A 17,785-nucleotide genomic window follows, 5' to 3' on the forward strand; every position below is an offset into this window, starting at 1 on the left:
ATGAGCAGTTTTAAATTGAAAGGTCTTCATACTTTAGTTTGGTTTATAATGGGGTGTGTGCTGATGCATGCACCCTTATTTGCTCAGGACAAAAAGAAGGCATCTAAGCCTCAATCCCCCGTTGCGGCCGAAAAAGGTGGAAAACTGGTTTACCTTACCTATCCAAATGGCGACCGTATCCCCGATTATTCTTACGCGGGTTATATGGCCTCAGAAAAGCCTATCCCAACTGCGCAGGTTAAAGTTACGGTCCCTGTAAAACCCGGCGACGCCACCTTGCGCATACAGGCTGCTTTAGATTATGTAGCTGGCTTACCCACTAATACCGATGGCACCCGTGGCACGGTTTTATTAGAAAAAGGGACTTACGTAGTTAATGGCAGTTTAAAGATCAACGCTTCAGGTGTGGTATTGCGCGGCAGTGGTATGGGTACTAATGGTACGATACTGTTGGCTGCTGGTACTGATAGAGAAACTTTTATTAAGATCATTGGAAAAAATGATCGCCGCAAAGAAAAAGAAATAAAAATTGCTGATGCTTATGTGCGGGTAAATGCCATGAGCTTTCATGTGACATCTGCGGGAAATTTAAAAACCGGCGATATGGTAGTAGTGCGCCGCCCAAGCACAGCAGCCTGGATAGCCAAACTGGGTACCCAAACCTTTGGTGGCGGTCTTAGCGCTTTAGGCTGGCATCCCGGCGATGAAGATATTTATTGGGACAGGAAGATAACTGGTGTTAGTGGAAACACCATTACCATTGATGCTCCTATCACCACTGCTTTAGATACAACTTACGGTGGGGGTACCGTAGCTAAGTACGAATGGCCGGGCCGCATAGACCAGGTTGGGGTGGAGAATATTTGCCTGCGCTCGGCTTATGACGTAAATAACCCAAAGGATGAAGCCCACCGCTGGATGGCCATCACCATGGAAAACGTAAGCGATGCCTGGGTACGCCAGGTTACTTTTCAGCATTTTGCTGGTTCGGCAGTTTATGTGCTGGAAACCGCAAACCGTATTACGGTTGAAGATTGTAAATCATTAGCCCCGGTGTCTGAAATTGGCGGCTATCGTCGTAACACCTTCTGGACAATGGGTGGCCAAACCCGGTTCCAGCGCTTGTATTCTGAAAATGGTTACCACGATTTTGGTACTGGTAATTGCACACCCGGGCCAACTGCTTTTGTACAGTGTATGAGCTGGCAATCGTTAAGCTTTAGCGGTGGTTTGGATAGCTGGGCATCAGGTGTTTTATTTGACGTAGCCAGCATTGATGGGCAAGCGTTAAGTTATAAAAACCGCGAGCAGGATGGACAGGGTGCCGGTTGGAACGCTGCCAATAGCCTTTTCTGGAACTGCACTGCATCGCGTGTAGATAATTATAACCCGCCAACCGCGCAGAATTGGGCCTTTGGTACCTGGGCGCAATTTGGTGGTGATGGTTATTGGGAGGAATCGAACAGCAGCATTAACCCGCGCAGCTTTTTTTATGCGCAATTAGCTAACCGCCTGAATAAGGACGTAAGCAAACAGGCTGATTTGTTGCTAATCATGACCGAGCCATCAAGCAGCCCTACGCCTGAACAGGCCGCCGCACTGATGGCTGAAGCCCGCAAACCCGCGACAACTATTAGCGATTGGATTGACGGCGCGCCTAAGCGTAACCCGATCAATACATCAGCCGCTGGCGCAAAAACTATTGACGCAATAGGTTACAAAGTACCTGCAACACCGGGTTTAGCACCCAAAATGACGGTGACCAACGGCTGGCTGGTACGCGGTAACACCATTTTACAGGGTATGCACTTTGAAGCGCCGTGGTGGAATGGTAACGTGAAACCGAACTATTTGGAGAAAACTGCCAAGCCGCAAATCAGTCGTTGGGTGCCGGGCCGTACAGGTACAGGCTTGACTGATGATATTGATGATGTGGCCAACTGGATGGTAAAAAGCCATATCGAGGTTTTTGAACACAACTACGGCTTATGGTACGAGCGTCGCCGCGACGACCACGAACGTATCCGCCGCTCGGACGGCGATGTTTGGGCGCCATTTTATGAACTGCCCTTTGCCCGCAGTGGCCGCGATAAGGATTTGGCTTACGATGGTTTAAGCAAATACGATCTGACCAAATACAATACCTGGTATTGGAACCGCCTGAAACAATTTGCTGATGTGGCTGACCAAAAAGGATTAGTCCTGCTGCATCAAAATTTCTTTCAGCATAATATTATTGAGGCAGGCGCCCATTATACCGATTTCCCATGGCGCACGGCTAACAATATCAATAACACCGGCTTCCCCGAACCGGTTAACTATGCAGGCGACAAACGCCAGTTTATGGCCGAACAGTTTTATGATGAAACCAACCCGGCAAGGCGTGGCCTATTGCAAGCCTACATCAATAAATGCATGGATAATTTTGCTGATAATAATGGCGTTATCCAATCCATTGGCGCTGAATTTACCGGGCCGCTGCATTTTATGCAGTTTTGGGTAGAAACTGTAAAGGCCTGGGAAACCACGCATAAAAAGAAACAGATCATCGCGCTAAGCGCTACCAAAGATGTGCAGGATGCTATACTGGCTGACCCCGCAAAAGCAGCTATAATTAATGCTATTGATATCCGGTACTGGTATTACGAAGGTAGCGGCAAATTGTATGCACCGGCAGGCGGCCAAAGCCTGGCACCGCGCCAGCAAGAGCGTATTTACAAACCTAAAGCGGTATCGTTTGAATCGGTTTATAAAGCGGTGCATGAATACAGCACTAAATACCCCGACAAAGCAGTACTATTCTCAGCAGATGGTTTCGACCACTTTGGCTGGGCGGTGTTTATCGCGGGTGGATCGTTACCCGTACTACCTGCTGGTACCGATAAACAGTTTTTAGCTGATGCAAGTGTTATGAAGCCTATGGATTTGCCCGGCACGCCAAGCAGTCAGTGGGCGTTGGGCAGCGCAGCTAAGGGAATGATTGTCTATAACAATACTGATAATGCCATCCATTTAAACCTGGTGGCGAATGCCAATTATAAAGTACAATGGCTTGACCCTAAAACAGGGCAGGTTTTAACCGGCGGGCAGCAGGTGAAAGGCGGCAACGGTGTGGAAATTAAAAGTCCAAGCACCGGTGCGTCTATCCTGTGGTTATCCCGCATTTAAATTTAAGTGATGTTAAAAAGACTTGCTATAACGGCTGCTGCATGCTGTTTACTTTTCTCATTTAAAGGCGACCCGTCGAAGGTTTTGCCACCGTTAAAAATATCCGCCAACCACCGCTATTTTACTGCTGATGGTAAACCATTTTTTTGGTTGGGCGATACAGGCTGGCTGCTGTTCAGTAAAATGAAGCGGGCCGAAGCGTTTGAATACCTGGAAACCCGCCGCCAGCAGGGCTTTAATGTGATACAAGTAATGGTGGTGCATAGCATTAAGGAAGTTAATGCCTATGGCGATTCTGCCTTAACAGGCAAAAAAATAACTGAGCCTAAAGTTACACCGGGTAATACCTTTGGTAAAGACGATGAGTACGACTATTGGGACCATATAGACTGGATCATTAGCCAGGCGGCTGACAAGGGCTTGTATGTGGCGCTGGTGCCGGTTTGGGGGTCGGTAGTAAAGGAAGCGCATATTAATCCAGCCCAGGCTAAAGCTTATGCCGAATTTTTAGCTAACCGTTACCGCAACCACTCCAACATTATCTGGATGAACGGCGGTGATGTTCCCGGAACAGACTCGCTGCGTACATGGCAGGCTATCGGTAATACTATCCACCAGGTTGATCCTGCACACCTGATGACCTTTCACCCACGTGGACGTACGCAATCATCAACTTGGTTCCATAACGAGGAATGGCTGAATTTTAACTGCTTCCAATCGGGGCACCGCAATTACGCGCAGGATACGTCTAAAAAAGATTTGAACTATGGCGAGGATAACTGGCGCTACGTGCAGGCTGATTACGCTAAAACACCGGTTAAACCAACGCTGGATGCAGAGCCATCTTACGAAAATATTCCTTATGGTTTGCACGATGTGAAGTTGCCGCGCTGGCAGGCAAACGATGTAAGGCGCTATGCTTATTGGTCGGTTTTTGCAGGTGGCTGCGGCTTTACATATGGTAATAACGATGTGATGCAGATGCACAAAGCAGGCGAAAAGGTAGGTTCCTACGGATCAAAAGACCCCTGGACAAAGTCCATCAACGCGCCGGGCGCCAGGCAAATGGTTTATCTGAAAAAGCTGATGCTATCCCGGCCGTATTTTGACCGCGTGCCTGACCAGTCATTAATTGCTGCGGGGCAAGGTAAAAGGTATGACAGGCTTATCGCGACACGCGGCAGTAAATATGCCTTTATTTATACCTACAATGGCCGTGATATGCAGATAGATGCCAGTAAGCTGGAGGGCAGCAAGTTAAAGGCAACATGGTACGATCCGCGCAACGGGCAAATAACTGTAATAGGTACGTTTAATAAATCGAAATTGCTTAAATTTAATCCTCCCGGCGAGAAAATGAACGGCAACGATTGGGTGCTGATACTGGACGCTGTATAAACCAAATAAAATGAACCGTGCTTTTAAATATTTGCTGACTGGTTTCACCGCCATGGTTTTGCTATCGTGCAAAAGCACAAAAAGCGTGTATGTTTTCACATCCTTCCACGAACCGGCTAACGAGGGCTTAAGGTTCCTTTACAGTTACGATGCTTATCATTGGAATGACCTTAACCACATTTACCTGAAACCAGAAGTTGGTGACGCTAAAATAATGCGCGACCCATCTATTTGCCAGGGGCCTGATGGTACCTTCCACTTGGTGTGGACTACTGGCTGGAAAGATGATAAAGGCATTGGTCATGCCAGTTCAAAAGATCTGGTGCATTGGTCGCCGGAGGAGCATATTGATGTGATGGGTTACGAGCCGACTGCCAAAAACGCCTGGGCACCCGAGTTGTTTTATGATGATGAGGCCGGGCAATACATTATTGTTTGGGCATCGTGCATTCCATTCCGTTTTCCCAAAGGAGAAGAACCCGAGGATAACAATCACCGGCTATATTATACCACTACTAAGGATTTTAAAACCTTTGCGCCAACTAAATTATTTCTTGATCCTGGCTTCAGCGTGATCGATGCCGAAATACTAAAACGAGGTAAAAACGATTATGTGCTGGTAATGAAAGATAATACCCGGCCCAACCGCAATATCCTGGTGGCATTTGCCAGCAACCCGCTGGGGCCATATCACGATTACAGTAAACGGTTTACGGAGTTGTTTAGCGAGGGGCCATCAGCAATTAAAGCGGGTGATAATTGGTTGATCTATTACGACTCATACCGACTGAAACGTTACGGCGCTATGCGCACCACCGACTTTAAAACCTTTACCGATATAGCCGACAGCGTAAAAGTACCCGAGGGACACAAGCACGGCACCATTTTTAAAGTGAGCAAAAAAGTATTGGCCGGCCTTAAACAAGCCGCAGGCCAACCATGAAAATATATGAGCAGGAAGATAGCGATAACGATATTAAGTTTTGTAAGCCTGGCGTTTGCTACCCATGCGCAGGATACCGTGCATTATACCGGGAATACGGTGGTGAATGTGGATTATCACGATGGGCGGTTAACCCCGGCGGTAGGTGTGCACAATATGCAGATATTCCGTGCCAACCGTGAGCATCCTGAACTGGCTGAAGGCTTTGGTTTTACTTATAACCATGCCCCCATGCTGGCTTACTGGAACAACACTTTTTATGTAGAATACCTGAGCGATAAAGTAGGAGAGAGCGTTCCACCGGGACAAACGCTGCTCATTACCTCAAAAGACGGCCAAAACTGGAGCAAGCCCGAAGTTATTTTTCCTCAGTATAAAATACCTGACGGTACAACTAAAGAAGGCCACACGCAGGTAGCTAAAGACCTGTATTCGGTAATGCATCAGCGGATGGGTTTTTATACTTCCAAATCTAAACGCTTGCTGGTGCTGGGCTTTTATGGGATAGTATTAGAACCGCATGACGACCCTAATGATGGGTTGGGCATTGGCCGCGTTGTCCGCGAAGTTTTACCCAATGGTAAGTATGGCCCCATCTATTTTATCCACTACAACCCTAAATGGAACGAAAAAAACACCTCGTACCCGTTTTACAAAACCAGCAAGGATAAAGGTTTTGTACAAGCCTGCGATGAGTTAATGGCCAATCCCTTAATGATGATGCAATGGGTGGAAGAAACCGACCGGAAAGATCCGTTGATCCCACTGCATAAGGAATATAAGGCGTTTAGTTTTTATCACCTGCCGGATGGGAGGGTAGTGGGGTTATGGAAAAACGGCCTGACCGCCATCAGTAAAGATAATGGCAAAACCTGGCCGACTAATGCCACCCGTGCACCGCGCATAGTAACCAGCAATGCCAAAATATGGGGCCAGCGCACATCTGATGGTAAATATGCTACCGTATACAATCCGTCGGAATTCAGATGGCCGCTGGCGGTATCGGTAAGTAAAGATGGACTGGATTATACCAACCTGCTGCTGGTAAACGGCGAGATATCAACCATGCGTTATGGGGGTGCTTATAAATCATACGGGCCGCAGTATACCCGTGGTATTATTGAAGGCAACGGCGTAGTACCCGATGGCAAGTTGTGGGTAACCTACAGCATGAACAAGGAAGATATTTGGGTATCCAGCATCCCCGTGCCTATCACCGATATGGCCGATGGCCCGGCTAATGATGATTTTAATGCACTGCCTGCTGGTCACGAGCTGGACAAATGGAATACGTTTAGTCCGCTGTGGGCAAAGGTTGAAATAGAAAAAATGAGCGATGGTACGAAGGCTTTAGCACTGAACGACCACGACCCATTTGACTACGCCCGTGCCGAACGTGTGGTGCCCGAAGGTAAACGCATGTCGGTTGATTTTACGTTGGTGCCGGGACAAAATAATACCGGTATGCTGGATATAGAATTCCAGGATGCAAAAGGTAACGCAGCCATCAGGCTAACGCTTGATTCAACGGGGGCATTTATCACTAAGGCGGGGTATCGCAACAAAAACCTGATGAAATATGAGGCAAATAAGCCGCTGCACATCATTTTGAAACTAAATACTGATACCCGTTTTTACAGTCTGAACATTAATGGAAAAGATTTGGCGCCCAACCTGTTCTTCGCGCCGGTATTGGCGATAAAAAGGGTGGTGTTCCGCACAGGCAGCGTGCGCCGTTTCCCTGATGCGGATACCCCAACCGATCAGGATTACGACTTGCCAAAAGCAGGCGAGCAGGCAAAACCAGCGGTATTTTATATCAAATCATTTAAAACAGGAAAATATTAGCAGATGAAAAGAAGTGGTGTAGTTGCTGTGTTAATATTGCTGTTATGCTGCTTTGGTGGCTATGCCGAAGTGGTACTGCCTAAAATATTGGGTAATGGTATGGTATTGCAGCGCGAGAAACCTGTACCTATTTGGGGAACTGCTGCTGCGGGTGAAAAGGTTACTGTTAAGTTCAATAAACAAACTAAAACAACAACTGCCGATGCCGCAGGAAACTGGAAGTTAATGCTTGATGCCATGCCGGCATCGGCTAAAGGCGCCACCTTAACCATTTCAGGTACAAATACCATTAAGCTTACCGATATTTTGGTGGGTGAAGTTTGGTTGTGTTCAGGGCAGTCGAATATGTTGTACGAGATGCGCAAGAACAGTAAAGTGAACAAGCCCGATACTATGACCACGGCCTATTCGCCGGTTGATGAGATCGAGCACGCTCATAATCCGCAGATACGAATATTTTTGGTGACGCAGAAAAACCTGGCCAAGCCCGATTCTACCCATTCGGGCTGGAGCATCGCGCAGGATTCGGCTTTGCGGGCATTTTCGGCAGCAGGTTACTTCTTCGCCAAAAACTTAAATCACGATTTAAATGTACCCGTGGGCGTAGTTTGCGCGGCCGTAAGCGGCAGCCGCATTGAGCCCTGGATACCCGAAACGGCATTTGCTGAGTCGCCCTATTTTAAACGGGTAAGTAAAGATTCGGCCCAGGTAAGCGGTGCCGATGGTAAATTCTGGCACCGTATGATCTCACCCTTAGCGCCATTGGCTATCCGCGGCTTTTTATGGTACCAGGGCGAAGCTAATATGACAGAAACAGTTAGCTACATCCACAAAATGCAGTTGCTGATCAACAGCTGGCGCGATGCCTGGCATGAACCGACCATGCCGTTTTATTACGTGGAGATCGTGCCGTACTACTATTCTAAAATGAAAAGTACGGTAACCATTAGCCCGCAAATGCTGCCCCGGTTTTGGGAAACACAAAGCCAGGTACAAAACATCCCCAACACAGGCATGATCATCACTACCGATTTAAACGATGACGTTAAAAACCTGCACCCGCCATTTAAATGGGAAGTAGGCAGGCGCCTGGAATTGCTGGCTTTAGCCAAAACCTACAAAAAGCCGGTGGTGTATTCAGGCCCGGTTTATAAGCAAATGCACAGCAGCGAAAACAAAATTATATTAGAATTTACAGGCGTAAGTAAAGGATTGATCAGCCGCGATGGCAAGCCGCTTAACTATTTTACCATAGCCGGGACTGATGGCGTATTTGTTGATGCCAACGCTGTAATTAAAGGTAATACAATTGAGGTTTCAACCCCCTCAGTAAGCAAACCAACCGCGGTGCGCTTCGCCTGGAGCGAAGATGCCCAGCCTAATTTTTACAATAAAGATGGTTTCCCTGCCGCGCCTTTCCGCACGGATAACCCTTTGAAATTTAACCCAACCGATAACTAATCCTTATGAAAACTGCCGGATATAAATTACTACTGTTTGCTGTGCTGATCTTATCAGCCATAACTACCCGCGCCCAGGAAACGCAAAAAATATTCCTGAGCGGTACCGGCAGCGATCGTACCGTAAACTGGCAATTCTTTTGTACCGAAGGCCGTAATTCGGGCAAATGGACAACCATTCCCGTGCCCTCAAACTGGGAGTTGCAAGGCTTTGGTAAATACAACTACGGGTTGGATAAGGACAGCCTTAAAGGCCGTGAGAAAGGCTTGTACAAGCACGAATTTATGGTGCCGGCCAACTGGCAGGGCAAAGCTATCAATATTGTTTTTGATGGCGTAATGACCGATACAGAAGTTAAAATAAACGGCAAACCGGCAGGCGATATGCACCAGGGTTCATTCTACCGTTTTAAATATGATATCAGTAAATTATTAAACTACGGCAAAACCAATTTGCTGGAAGTAACTGTCGCCAAATATTCGGCCAATCCATCAGTTAACAACGCTGAACGTAAAGCTGATTTTTGGGTGTTCGGTGGCATATTTCGCCCGGTATTTTTGGAAGTTTTCCCTGTGGCGCACATCAAACAGCAAGCGGTAAATGCCCGCGCTACCGGCGCTTTTGATGCGGTATTACAATTGGCTAATGCTAAAGCCGGCACAGTAACCGGACAGATTTATACTTTATCAGGACAAAAATTTGGCCCGGTATTTTCGACAAAAATAAATGCGGGCGATACGGCAGCTCATTTGAGGGCGGCTATCAAATCACCCAAATTATGGTCGCCAGAGTTTCCTAATCTTTATAATGTGGTATTTACCCTAAACCAGGGTGGGAAGATTGTGCACACTGTAAAACAACGTTTCGGCTTCCGTACGGTTGAACTGCGCGTGCACGATGGAATTTACGTGAACAATGTAAAGATCAAATTCAAAGGGGTTAACCGTCACTCGTTTTGGCCAACAACAGGCAGGGCTATGAATAAAACCCAAAGCATTGCCGATGTGAAAATGATCAAAGATATGAACATGAATGCGGTGCGGATGTCGCATTATCCACCCGATGATCATTTCCTGGATGCCTGCGATTCATTAGGTCTTTTTGTGTTAGACGAGCTAACCGGCTGGCACGGCAATTACGATACTAAAGTGGGTGCCAAACTGGTGCATGAAATGATTGCTAAAGATGTAAATCACCCGGCTATAGTAATTTGGGATAACGGCAACGAGGGCGGTTTTAATCTTGAGCTTGACCACCTGTTTGGCGAACTGGATATACAGCAACGCCCGCTTATCCACCCATGGACAATATTCAACGGCACCAACACACAGCATTATATCAACTACGATTATGGCACCGCAACAAACTTCCACGGTCACGATGTAACTTTCCCAACAGAGTTTCTGCATGGCTTATATGATGGTGGCGCAGGTGCGGGCTTGGATGATTTTTGGGAACTGATGTGGCATACACCGCTTTCAGCTGGTGGTTTCATTTGGGTTTTTGCTGATGAGGACGTTGTGCGTACCGATAAAAACGGTGAACTGGATTCGGATGGCGACCACGCGCCCGACGGTATTGTTGGCCCTTATCATGAAAAAGAAGGCAGCTATAACGCCATTAAGGAAATTTGGTGCCCGGTACGCCTTGATTCCCGCGAAATTACTCCCCGGTTTGATGGAAAATTGCATTTGGAGAACCGCTATTTCTATACCAATTTGAAGCAGTGTACTTTTAGTTATAAGCTTACCAAACTGGCTAATCCATATCAAAAAATTGCACCAGATACCAAAACTGGCACCATTACAGCGCCCGATGTGGCTCCGGGTCAATATGGTTACCTACAAATGGCATTACCCGCAGGCTGGCAAAATTACGATGTGTTATACATGACGGCTTACGGCCCTGATAAACGCGAACTATACACCTGGAGCTGGCCTATTACCGGGCACCAGGCAATTACCGCCCGTATGGTTACTAAAACCGGCGGCAGCAAACCTGTGATTACCACAACCGACTCGCTGTATAAAGTGAGCGCTAATGGTATAAACCTTGAATTTAGCCGTAACAGTGGTGTGCTGGTAAAAGTTAAAAATGCTAAGGGTGAGATACCGTTCAATAATGGACCTGTCCTTGCCGAGGGCGGCGAGAAAACAGGCTTCAAGCAACTGAACTATCATTACGAAAACAATAATCTGGTAGTTGAGGGCGAGTTTGAGAAAAAAGCAAATGCCGCGCAATTAAAATGGACGATATACCCTTCGGGTTGGGTTGAACTGGCCATGCGCTACTGGCCCGTAGGCGAGGAAGGCAATTTGTTAGGCATCAGTTTTTCCTATCCTGAAAAGGATGTTAAAGGGGTTATGTATATGGGCGATGGCCCTTATCGCGTTTGGAAAAACCGGATGAAAGGCGTTACATTGAATGTTTGGGATAAAAAATACAATAACACCATAACAGGCAATCCTGAACCGAAGATAGAATATCCGGAATTCAAGGGGTATTATTCAAACCTGTACTGGCTGAAGCTGCAAACTACCGGTCAGCCGGTAACCATTGTTTGTGATAACCAGGATGTATTTATGCGCCTGTTTACCCCGGCCAACCCTAAAAAGGTGTACAATACGGCACCGGCGTTCCCATCGGGCGATATCTCATTTATGAATGGCATCACACCGATTGGAACCAAATCGCAAAAGCCCGAAAAATTGGGTACACAGGGTTTCCCTAATAAATATTTTGATTACTACCGCGATATTAACATGGCGTTACATATCACCTTGTATTTCGATTTTTCGGGGAAATGAAAAACCGCATCCATATATTAACCCTGCTGGCATTGGTGCTTTTATCCTATCAATGCTTTGCCGCTAGTGGCACACAAAACCTGCGCTGCGAAATGCTGGTGAACCCGCAAGGCATTGGCACAACACACCCGCGACTAAGCTGGGAAATTACCGGCGATGGCCGCGGCATTATCCAAACTGCTTACCAAATATTGGTAGCCAGCACCCCTATAAAGCTGGCGGCAAACCAGGGCGACCTGTGGGATTCACACAAAATGACGTCAGACCGCTCGGTGATGGTAGCCTATGCAGGCAAACTGCTGATGAGTCGCACGGCCTGTTATTGGAAAGTAAAGGTATGGACAACCAACGGCGAAAGCGCCTGGAGTAACCCGGCGCAATGGACTATGGGCCTGCTTAACCCCGCCGACTGGAAAGCCAAATGGATAGGTTATGATAACGGCTTCCCCTGGGATAGCGTTTCTAAATTTTCAAGGCTATCCGCAAGGTATTATCGCAAGCAATTCGATGTCTCCCAAACCATAAAAAAAGCCACGGTTTACGTAGTAGGCTTAGGTCATTACGAACTGTTTGTGAACGGCAAACAAATCGGTGACCAGGTATTGTCTACCCCGCCAACCGATTATACCGAATCGGTGATCTACAATACTTTTGACGTCACTAAAGAAATTAAGCCGGGTACAAACGCCATTGCCACTACCTTGGGTAACGGCAGATTTTTTACCATGCGGCCAAAGTATAAGCCTAAAAAAATAAAGGAATTTGGCTTCCCCAAAATGCTGCTGCAACTGGAATTGGAGTATACCAACGGCACCAAACAAACCATTGTGAGCGATGGCAGCTGGAAGTTTACCGCCGATGGCCCAATCCGTACTAACAACGAATACGATGGCGAGGAATACGACGCTACCAAAGAAATGGCGGGCTGGAACCATACAGGGTTTGATGACAGTAAATGGCTGAAACCTGAACTGGTGCAAGCTCCGGGTGGGAAGCTGGTACCGCAAATGAATGAGCCTATCCGTGTGGTGAAGCTGGTTAAACCGGTATCAATAAAACTGGTCAAACCGGGGATGTATGTGATGGATATGGGGCAGAATATGGCGGGCTGGCTGAATATGAAAGTTACAGGTAACCGGGGACAAAAAGTGCAGTTACGCTATGCGGAGACTACTAAAGATGGTGAGCTATACGTAACCAACCTGCGCGATGCCAAAGTGACCGACGTATACACCCTAAAAGGTGACGGCCCGGAAAGCTGGCACCCGGTATTTGTTTATCATGGCTTTCGTTACGTGGAAATTGTGAACTATCCTGGCACCCCAACGGTTGATGATTTTGAAGGCCAGGTAGTGAATGATGATCTGGAGATTACCGGCAGCTTTGAAACATCAAACGCGTTGGTAAACCGCATTTATCAAAACGCGGTTTGGGGTATACAGGCCAACTATAAAGGTATGCCGTTGGATTGCCCTCAGCGTAACGAGCGTATGCCTTGGCTGGCCGACCATGCCACCGGCAGCTATAGCGAAAGCTTTGTGTTTGACAACGCCAAACTTTACGCCAAATGGCTGGACGATATTGAACAAGCACAAAAACCAAACGGTTCTATCCCCGATGTGGCCCCTGCTTACTGGAATTACTACAGCGATAACATGACCTGGCCTGCTACGTACCTGCAGGTAGCCGATATGCTATACCAGCAATATGGCGATAAGGAACCTATTGCTAAGCATTATGCTTCTATGAAAAAGTGGCTGGCTTACATGCGCACTTTTATGAAGGATTACATTGAAACCAAGGACAAGTATGGCGACTGGTGCGTACCGCCTGAATCGCCGGAATTGATCCATTCTAAAGATACCCTGCGCACAACAGATGGGCAGCTAATTGCGACAGCTTACTATTACCGACTGTTGGGCACTATGCAAAAGTTTGCCAAACTACTGAACAAGCCACAGGATATGCAGGAGTTTGCCGCGCTGGCCGCGAAGATCAAAGCCAGGTTTAATCAAAAATACTTTGATGCGAAAACGGCGCGGTACAGCAACAATTCGGTAACATCGAACCTGCTGCCTTTGTATTTTGATATGGTTCCGGCGGGTGAGCGCAAAGCTGTCTTTAAAAATATCGACGATAAAATTGTGGTGGCCAATACCGGGCATATCAGTACCGGGGTAATTGGCACGCAGTGGTTAATGCGCGGGTTGACAGATAATGGTCGCCCGGATATTGCCTGGCATATAGCTACCAACACTGATTACCCAAGCTGGGGCTATATGGTAAGCAAAGGCGCTACCACATTTTGGGAATTGTGGAACGGCGATACGGCTAATCCATCAATGAATTCGCAAAACCATGTAATGCTTTTGGGCGATCTGCTGGTATGGTTTTATGAAGACTTGGCCGGTATCAAATCCGACGCAACGAGCACGGCTTTCAAAAAGATCATTATGAAACCGGAAGCGGTTCGTGGACTGGATTTTGTGAACGCCAGTTATCATTCCATCCATGGCTTAATTAAAAGCGACTGGAAAAATATCGGAGGTAAATTCCATTGGAGCATTACTGTTCCGGCTAATACTACGGCGATGGTTTACGTCCCTGCAAAATCTGCGGAAGCGGTGACTGAAGGCGGTCAAAAAGCAAATGCGTCAAAAAGTGTGAAATTCATTAAGATGGAAAATGGACGGGCTGTGTTTGAAGTAGGTTCTGGAAATTACGTGTTTGACACTAAATAATTACGGGAAAATATCACCATGAAAAAACTTACAATAACAGGAATTTTAGTAGCGGCGGGTTTGTCGTTCGCCACGATGGTTAATGCGCAGGAAGTATCTAAAATACCAGCTCCCTTATCCGCGGAAGCGCAAGCCAAAGCGGATGCCGATGTAGATAAAAAAGCCACAGAATATGTAGCCGCCCTAAACCTGACTGATGAGGCCAAAGCTACCCGGGTAAAGGAAGTGGTTTCTACTCATATGAAAGCCGTGCGCGATTGGAACAACACCCACAACGCCGATATGGTACCAGCTGGTATTAACCCGCTATCAGGTAAGCCATTAAGCGCTATGGATAGGCAGATCATCGTCAATTCGTCCATCCCTAAATCTGTACATGAAAACCTGATGACCGGCTTACGCAAAGACCTGACTGAAGACCAGGTTGAAGTGATACTGGATAAATACACTATTGGCAAAGTAGCGTTCACGCTGAACGGTTATAAGTCCATCGTGCCCGACCTTACCCCGACCGAGGAAGCCGTGATTTTAGCCAATTTAAAACAGGCCCGCGAGCAGGCGGTCGACTTTAAAAACATCAAACAAATCTCGGCCATATTCGAGATTTATAAAACCAAAAACGAGCAATACCTGAACGAGCACGGCCGCAACTGGCACCAATTATATGGCGACTACACCAAAATGATCATCGCAAAAAAAGCCGCCGACAAAGCCGCGAAAGAAAAAGCAGAACAGGATAAAAAGAACTAAAAATGAATAAAAAGACGATATTAACGATAAGTGTGTGGTTGCTGGTATTTGCTGCTTTTGGACAGATAAATCCGTGGCGAAAAGGCATTGTGACGGATGAATTTATTTACGAAAAAGCCCCTTACCCCGAGTGCCATGCTGCAACCATTGCCGAAACGCCGACCGGTTTTGTAGCGGCTTGGTTTGGCGGGACAAAAGAGCGTAACCCCGATGTGTGTATTTGGGTAAGCCGACTGGTTAACGGCAAATGGACGGAAGCCATTAATGTGGCTGATGGTATCCAGAACGCAACCCTGCGCTACCCTACCTGGAACCCGGTGTTGTTCCAGGTGCCTCATGGCGATCTGTGGCTGTTCTACAAGATCGGCCCAAGCCCGTCAACCTGGAAGGGGTACATGAAAACATCTGCCGATGGCGGCAAAACCTGGTCTGCGCAAAAGGCCTTACCTGAAGGTTTTTTAGGCCCGATAAAGAATAAGCCTGTATTGCTGAACGATGGCACTATCCTATGCCCAACCAGTACCGAAGGCAAAGGCTGGCAGGTGCATTTTGAAGCTACAAAAGACCTGGGCAAAACCTGGACAATGATAGGGCCCATCAACGAAATAGGCGGTGAAATGAAGGCTATACAACCCAGCATATTATTTCATAAAGGTGGCAAGTTGCAGATACTTTGCCGCAGCCAAAATAGAGCAGTGTTAACCTCATGGTCGAACGATAACGGTAAAACCTGGTCGCCGCTGAAGAAAACATCATTGCCGAATAATAATTCCGGTACCGATGCTGTAACGCTGAAGGATGGCCGCCAGTTGCTGGTTTATAACCATGTACTGCCACCGGGAAAAGAAATTAAAGGAGCGCGTACGCCACTGAACGTAGCGGTATCTAAAGACGGTGTTAAATGGTATGCAGCCGCTATTTTGGAAGATTCGCCCATCAGCCAGTATTCGTACCCATCAGTGATTCAGTCATCGGATGGGATGGTGCATGTGGTTTATACCTGGCGCAGGCAAAAAATAAAACATGTGGTGATTGATCCGGCTAAACTGCAGATGAAAAAAATTAAGAACGGCATTTGGCCGGCGGTAAAAGGTTATACCCTCCCCGTAGTAACCGGCGAGGTTGACGTAATGAAATAAGTTATGAAAAAGCTATTGTTTTTATGTTTAGGATTGCTGATTACAGGCAGCACCTACGCTCAGCAAAATTCTGACGACCGATACAGGGAGCCATTAAAAGATGTGCTGTTGAAAATACAGGACCGCTATCACGTAAAGATAAAAATGAACGAAGCGCTGGTGAAGGACAAGTTTGTGAACTACGCCGAATGGCGCTTTCGTCAGGATGCCGAAACTACGCTGAATAATGTGCTGGCGCCTTTTGATATGAAGGTAAACAAGGAAGGCCCCAATAGCTACAAACTGAAAGATTACGAATACTACCGGTGGGAAGTGCAGGATGGCTGGAAGGAACTTGACCGCATAGCCTCGCAATATCACGACAAAGCCAGCTTTGAACAACGCAAAGCCTTACTGAAACCACAGCTATACCAGGCGCTTCAACTATCCCCTTTACCGACTAAACCGGCATCTGCACCTATTATTACCCCGAAACGTGTTTACGATGGGTATACTGTTGAAAATATAGCTATTGAGATTTTGCCGGGTTTATATATTAATGGATCATTATATAAACCGTTGAAGATAAGGGGTAAAATCCCTGTAGTGCTTAGTCCCGATGGGCACTGGGACAAACAACGCTATCGTGCCGATTGCCAGATACGCTGCGCCAGTATAGCCCGTATGGGCGCCATGTCTTATAGCTATGATCTGTTTGCATGGGGTGAATCTTTGCTGCAATTTAAAGGCGAAGACCATCGCCGCAGCCTGGCGCAAAGCATACAGGCTTTGGGTGCTATCAGAATACTGGATTATATGTTGAGCCTGAAAGAAACTGACCCTACGCGGATAGGCATCAGTGGCGGATCGGGTGGTGGTAGCCATACCGCTTTAATGGCTGCAATTGATGACCGCATTACGCTGAGCGCGCCGGTGGTTGCTATCTCCTCATACTTTTACGGCGGTTGCCCTTGCGAAAGCGGGATGCCGATAGCCCAATGCGGCAATGGCAGCGATAATGTGGAACTGGCCGCTATGGCCGCGCCGCATCCGCAGTTGCTGATATCAGACGGCAGCGACTGGACGGCCAACATGCCCGAACACGATTTCCCGTACCTGCAAAAGATATACGGCTATTACGGCGCAACGGATAAAGTAGAGAACGTTCACCTGCCAAACGACAAACATGACTTTGGCCCCAGCAAACGCTTTCCGTTGTACACGTTTTTGGCTAAAAACTTTCATTTAGATATTAAGAATATACAGGACAAAGACGGCAAGTTCGATGAATCGCACGTAACGGTGGAGAAAGAACCGATGCTATATGTGTTTGGCGATAAAGGCGAGAAGCTGCCTAAGAATGCTATCCATGGGTTTGACCAGTTGGAGCGGGTTTGGGCAATGAATGTGCATAAATAAAGTGCTTTACGTCATCCCGAACTTGTTTCGGGATCTCACTTGCAAAGTGATTGACTTTATGGGCGACCTACCAGATGGGATGCCGAAACAAGTTCGGCATGACGTGTTGGATTTTGACAGAAGATATATACA

The 17,785-nt window shown here is 47.1% G+C and carries 10 protein-coding genes; all 10 read left to right on the forward strand.

The annotated features are described in order from the left end of the window. The 10 genes from IRJ18_RS02735 to IRJ18_RS02780 are packed head-to-tail and all read left to right on the forward strand — an operon-like array spanning position 1 to position 17,653. Positions 1–3,168, forward strand: coding sequence for a DUF6298 domain-containing protein (locus IRJ18_RS02735; RefSeq protein WP_194104667.1), 3,168 nt, complete (start codon positions 1–3; stop codon positions 3,166–3,168). A gap of 9 nt (positions 3,169–3,177) precedes the next feature. Continuing rightward, entirely contained in the window at positions 3,178–4,566 is a 1,389-nt protein-coding gene (locus IRJ18_RS02740; protein WP_194104668.1) for a glycoside hydrolase family 140 protein, read from the forward strand. Between the two features lie 10 nt (positions 4,567–4,576). Then, complete coding sequence (locus IRJ18_RS02745; protein WP_194104669.1) at positions 4,577–5,509, forward strand: glycoside hydrolase family 43 protein; 933 nt, start codon at positions 4,577–4,579, stop codon at positions 5,507–5,509. A gap of 6 nt (positions 5,510–5,515) precedes the next feature. Further along, positions 5,516–7,357 (forward strand): sialidase family protein, encoded by a 1,842-nt coding sequence (locus IRJ18_RS02750; RefSeq protein WP_194104670.1) that lies wholly within the window; start codon positions 5,516–5,518, stop codon positions 7,355–7,357. Positions 7,358–7,360: 3 nt separating this feature from the next. Then, positions 7,361–8,818, forward strand: a complete 1,458-nt coding sequence (locus IRJ18_RS02755) for a sialate O-acetylesterase (protein WP_194104671.1) — start codon at positions 7,361–7,363, stop codon at positions 8,816–8,818. Positions 8,819–8,823: 5 nt separating this feature from the next. Beyond that, complete coding sequence (locus IRJ18_RS02760) at positions 8,824–11,625, forward strand: glycoside hydrolase family 2 protein (protein ID WP_194104672.1); 2,802 nt, start codon at positions 8,824–8,826, stop codon at positions 11,623–11,625. Next, positions 11,622–14,366 (forward strand): alpha-L-rhamnosidase, encoded by a 2,745-nt coding sequence (locus IRJ18_RS02765; RefSeq protein WP_194104673.1) that lies wholly within the window; start codon positions 11,622–11,624, stop codon positions 14,364–14,366. The genes IRJ18_RS02760 and IRJ18_RS02765 overlap by 4 nt, the downstream gene beginning before the upstream one ends. 18 nt (positions 14,367–14,384) lie before the next feature. After that, complete coding sequence (locus IRJ18_RS02770) at positions 14,385–15,116, forward strand: DUF3826 domain-containing protein (RefSeq protein WP_228072499.1); 732 nt, start codon at positions 14,385–14,387, stop codon at positions 15,114–15,116. Between the two features lie 2 nt (positions 15,117–15,118). Next, positions 15,119–16,255 carry a sialidase family protein gene (locus IRJ18_RS02775; protein WP_194104674.1) on the forward strand — a complete coding sequence of 379 codons (1,137 nt, stop codon included), beginning with the start codon at positions 15,119–15,121 and terminating at the stop codon, positions 16,253–16,255. 3 nt (positions 16,256–16,258) lie between these two features. Then, on the forward strand, positions 16,259–17,653 hold the full coding sequence (locus tag IRJ18_RS02780) for an acetylxylan esterase (protein WP_194104675.1): 1,395 nt from the start codon (positions 16,259–16,261) through the stop codon (positions 17,651–17,653). Positions 17,654–17,785: the final 132 nt, after the last annotated feature.

The sequence above is a fragment of the Mucilaginibacter boryungensis genome (assembly GCF_015221995.1).
In the GTDB taxonomy this organism is placed as follows: domain Bacteria; phylum Bacteroidota; class Bacteroidia; order Sphingobacteriales; family Sphingobacteriaceae; genus Mucilaginibacter; species Mucilaginibacter boryungensis.

Coding starts and splice junctions, on each gene's coding strand:
- IRJ18_RS02735 (WP_194104667.1), top strand. CDS start 1: ATGAGCAGTTTTAAATTGAAAGGTCTTCATACTTTAGTTTGGTTTATA.
- IRJ18_RS02740 (WP_194104668.1), top strand. CDS start 3,178: ATGTTAAAAAGACTTGCTATAACGGCTGCTGCATGCTGTTTACTTTTC.
- IRJ18_RS02745 (WP_194104669.1), top strand. CDS start 4,577: ATGAACCGTGCTTTTAAATATTTGCTGACTGGTTTCACCGCCATGGTT.
- IRJ18_RS02750 (WP_194104670.1), top strand. CDS start 5,516: ATGAGCAGGAAGATAGCGATAACGATATTAAGTTTTGTAAGCCTGGCG.
- IRJ18_RS02755 (WP_194104671.1), top strand. CDS start 7,361: ATGAAAAGAAGTGGTGTAGTTGCTGTGTTAATATTGCTGTTATGCTGC.
- IRJ18_RS02760 (WP_194104672.1), top strand. CDS start 8,824: ATGAAAACTGCCGGATATAAATTACTACTGTTTGCTGTGCTGATCTTA.
- IRJ18_RS02765 (WP_194104673.1), top strand. CDS start 11,622: ATGAAAAACCGCATCCATATATTAACCCTGCTGGCATTGGTGCTTTTA.
- IRJ18_RS02770 (WP_228072499.1), top strand. CDS start 14,385: ATGAAAAAACTTACAATAACAGGAATTTTAGTAGCGGCGGGTTTGTCG.
- IRJ18_RS02775 (WP_194104674.1), top strand. CDS start 15,119: ATGAATAAAAAGACGATATTAACGATAAGTGTGTGGTTGCTGGTATTT.
- IRJ18_RS02780 (WP_194104675.1), top strand. CDS start 16,259: ATGAAAAAGCTATTGTTTTTATGTTTAGGATTGCTGATTACAGGCAGC.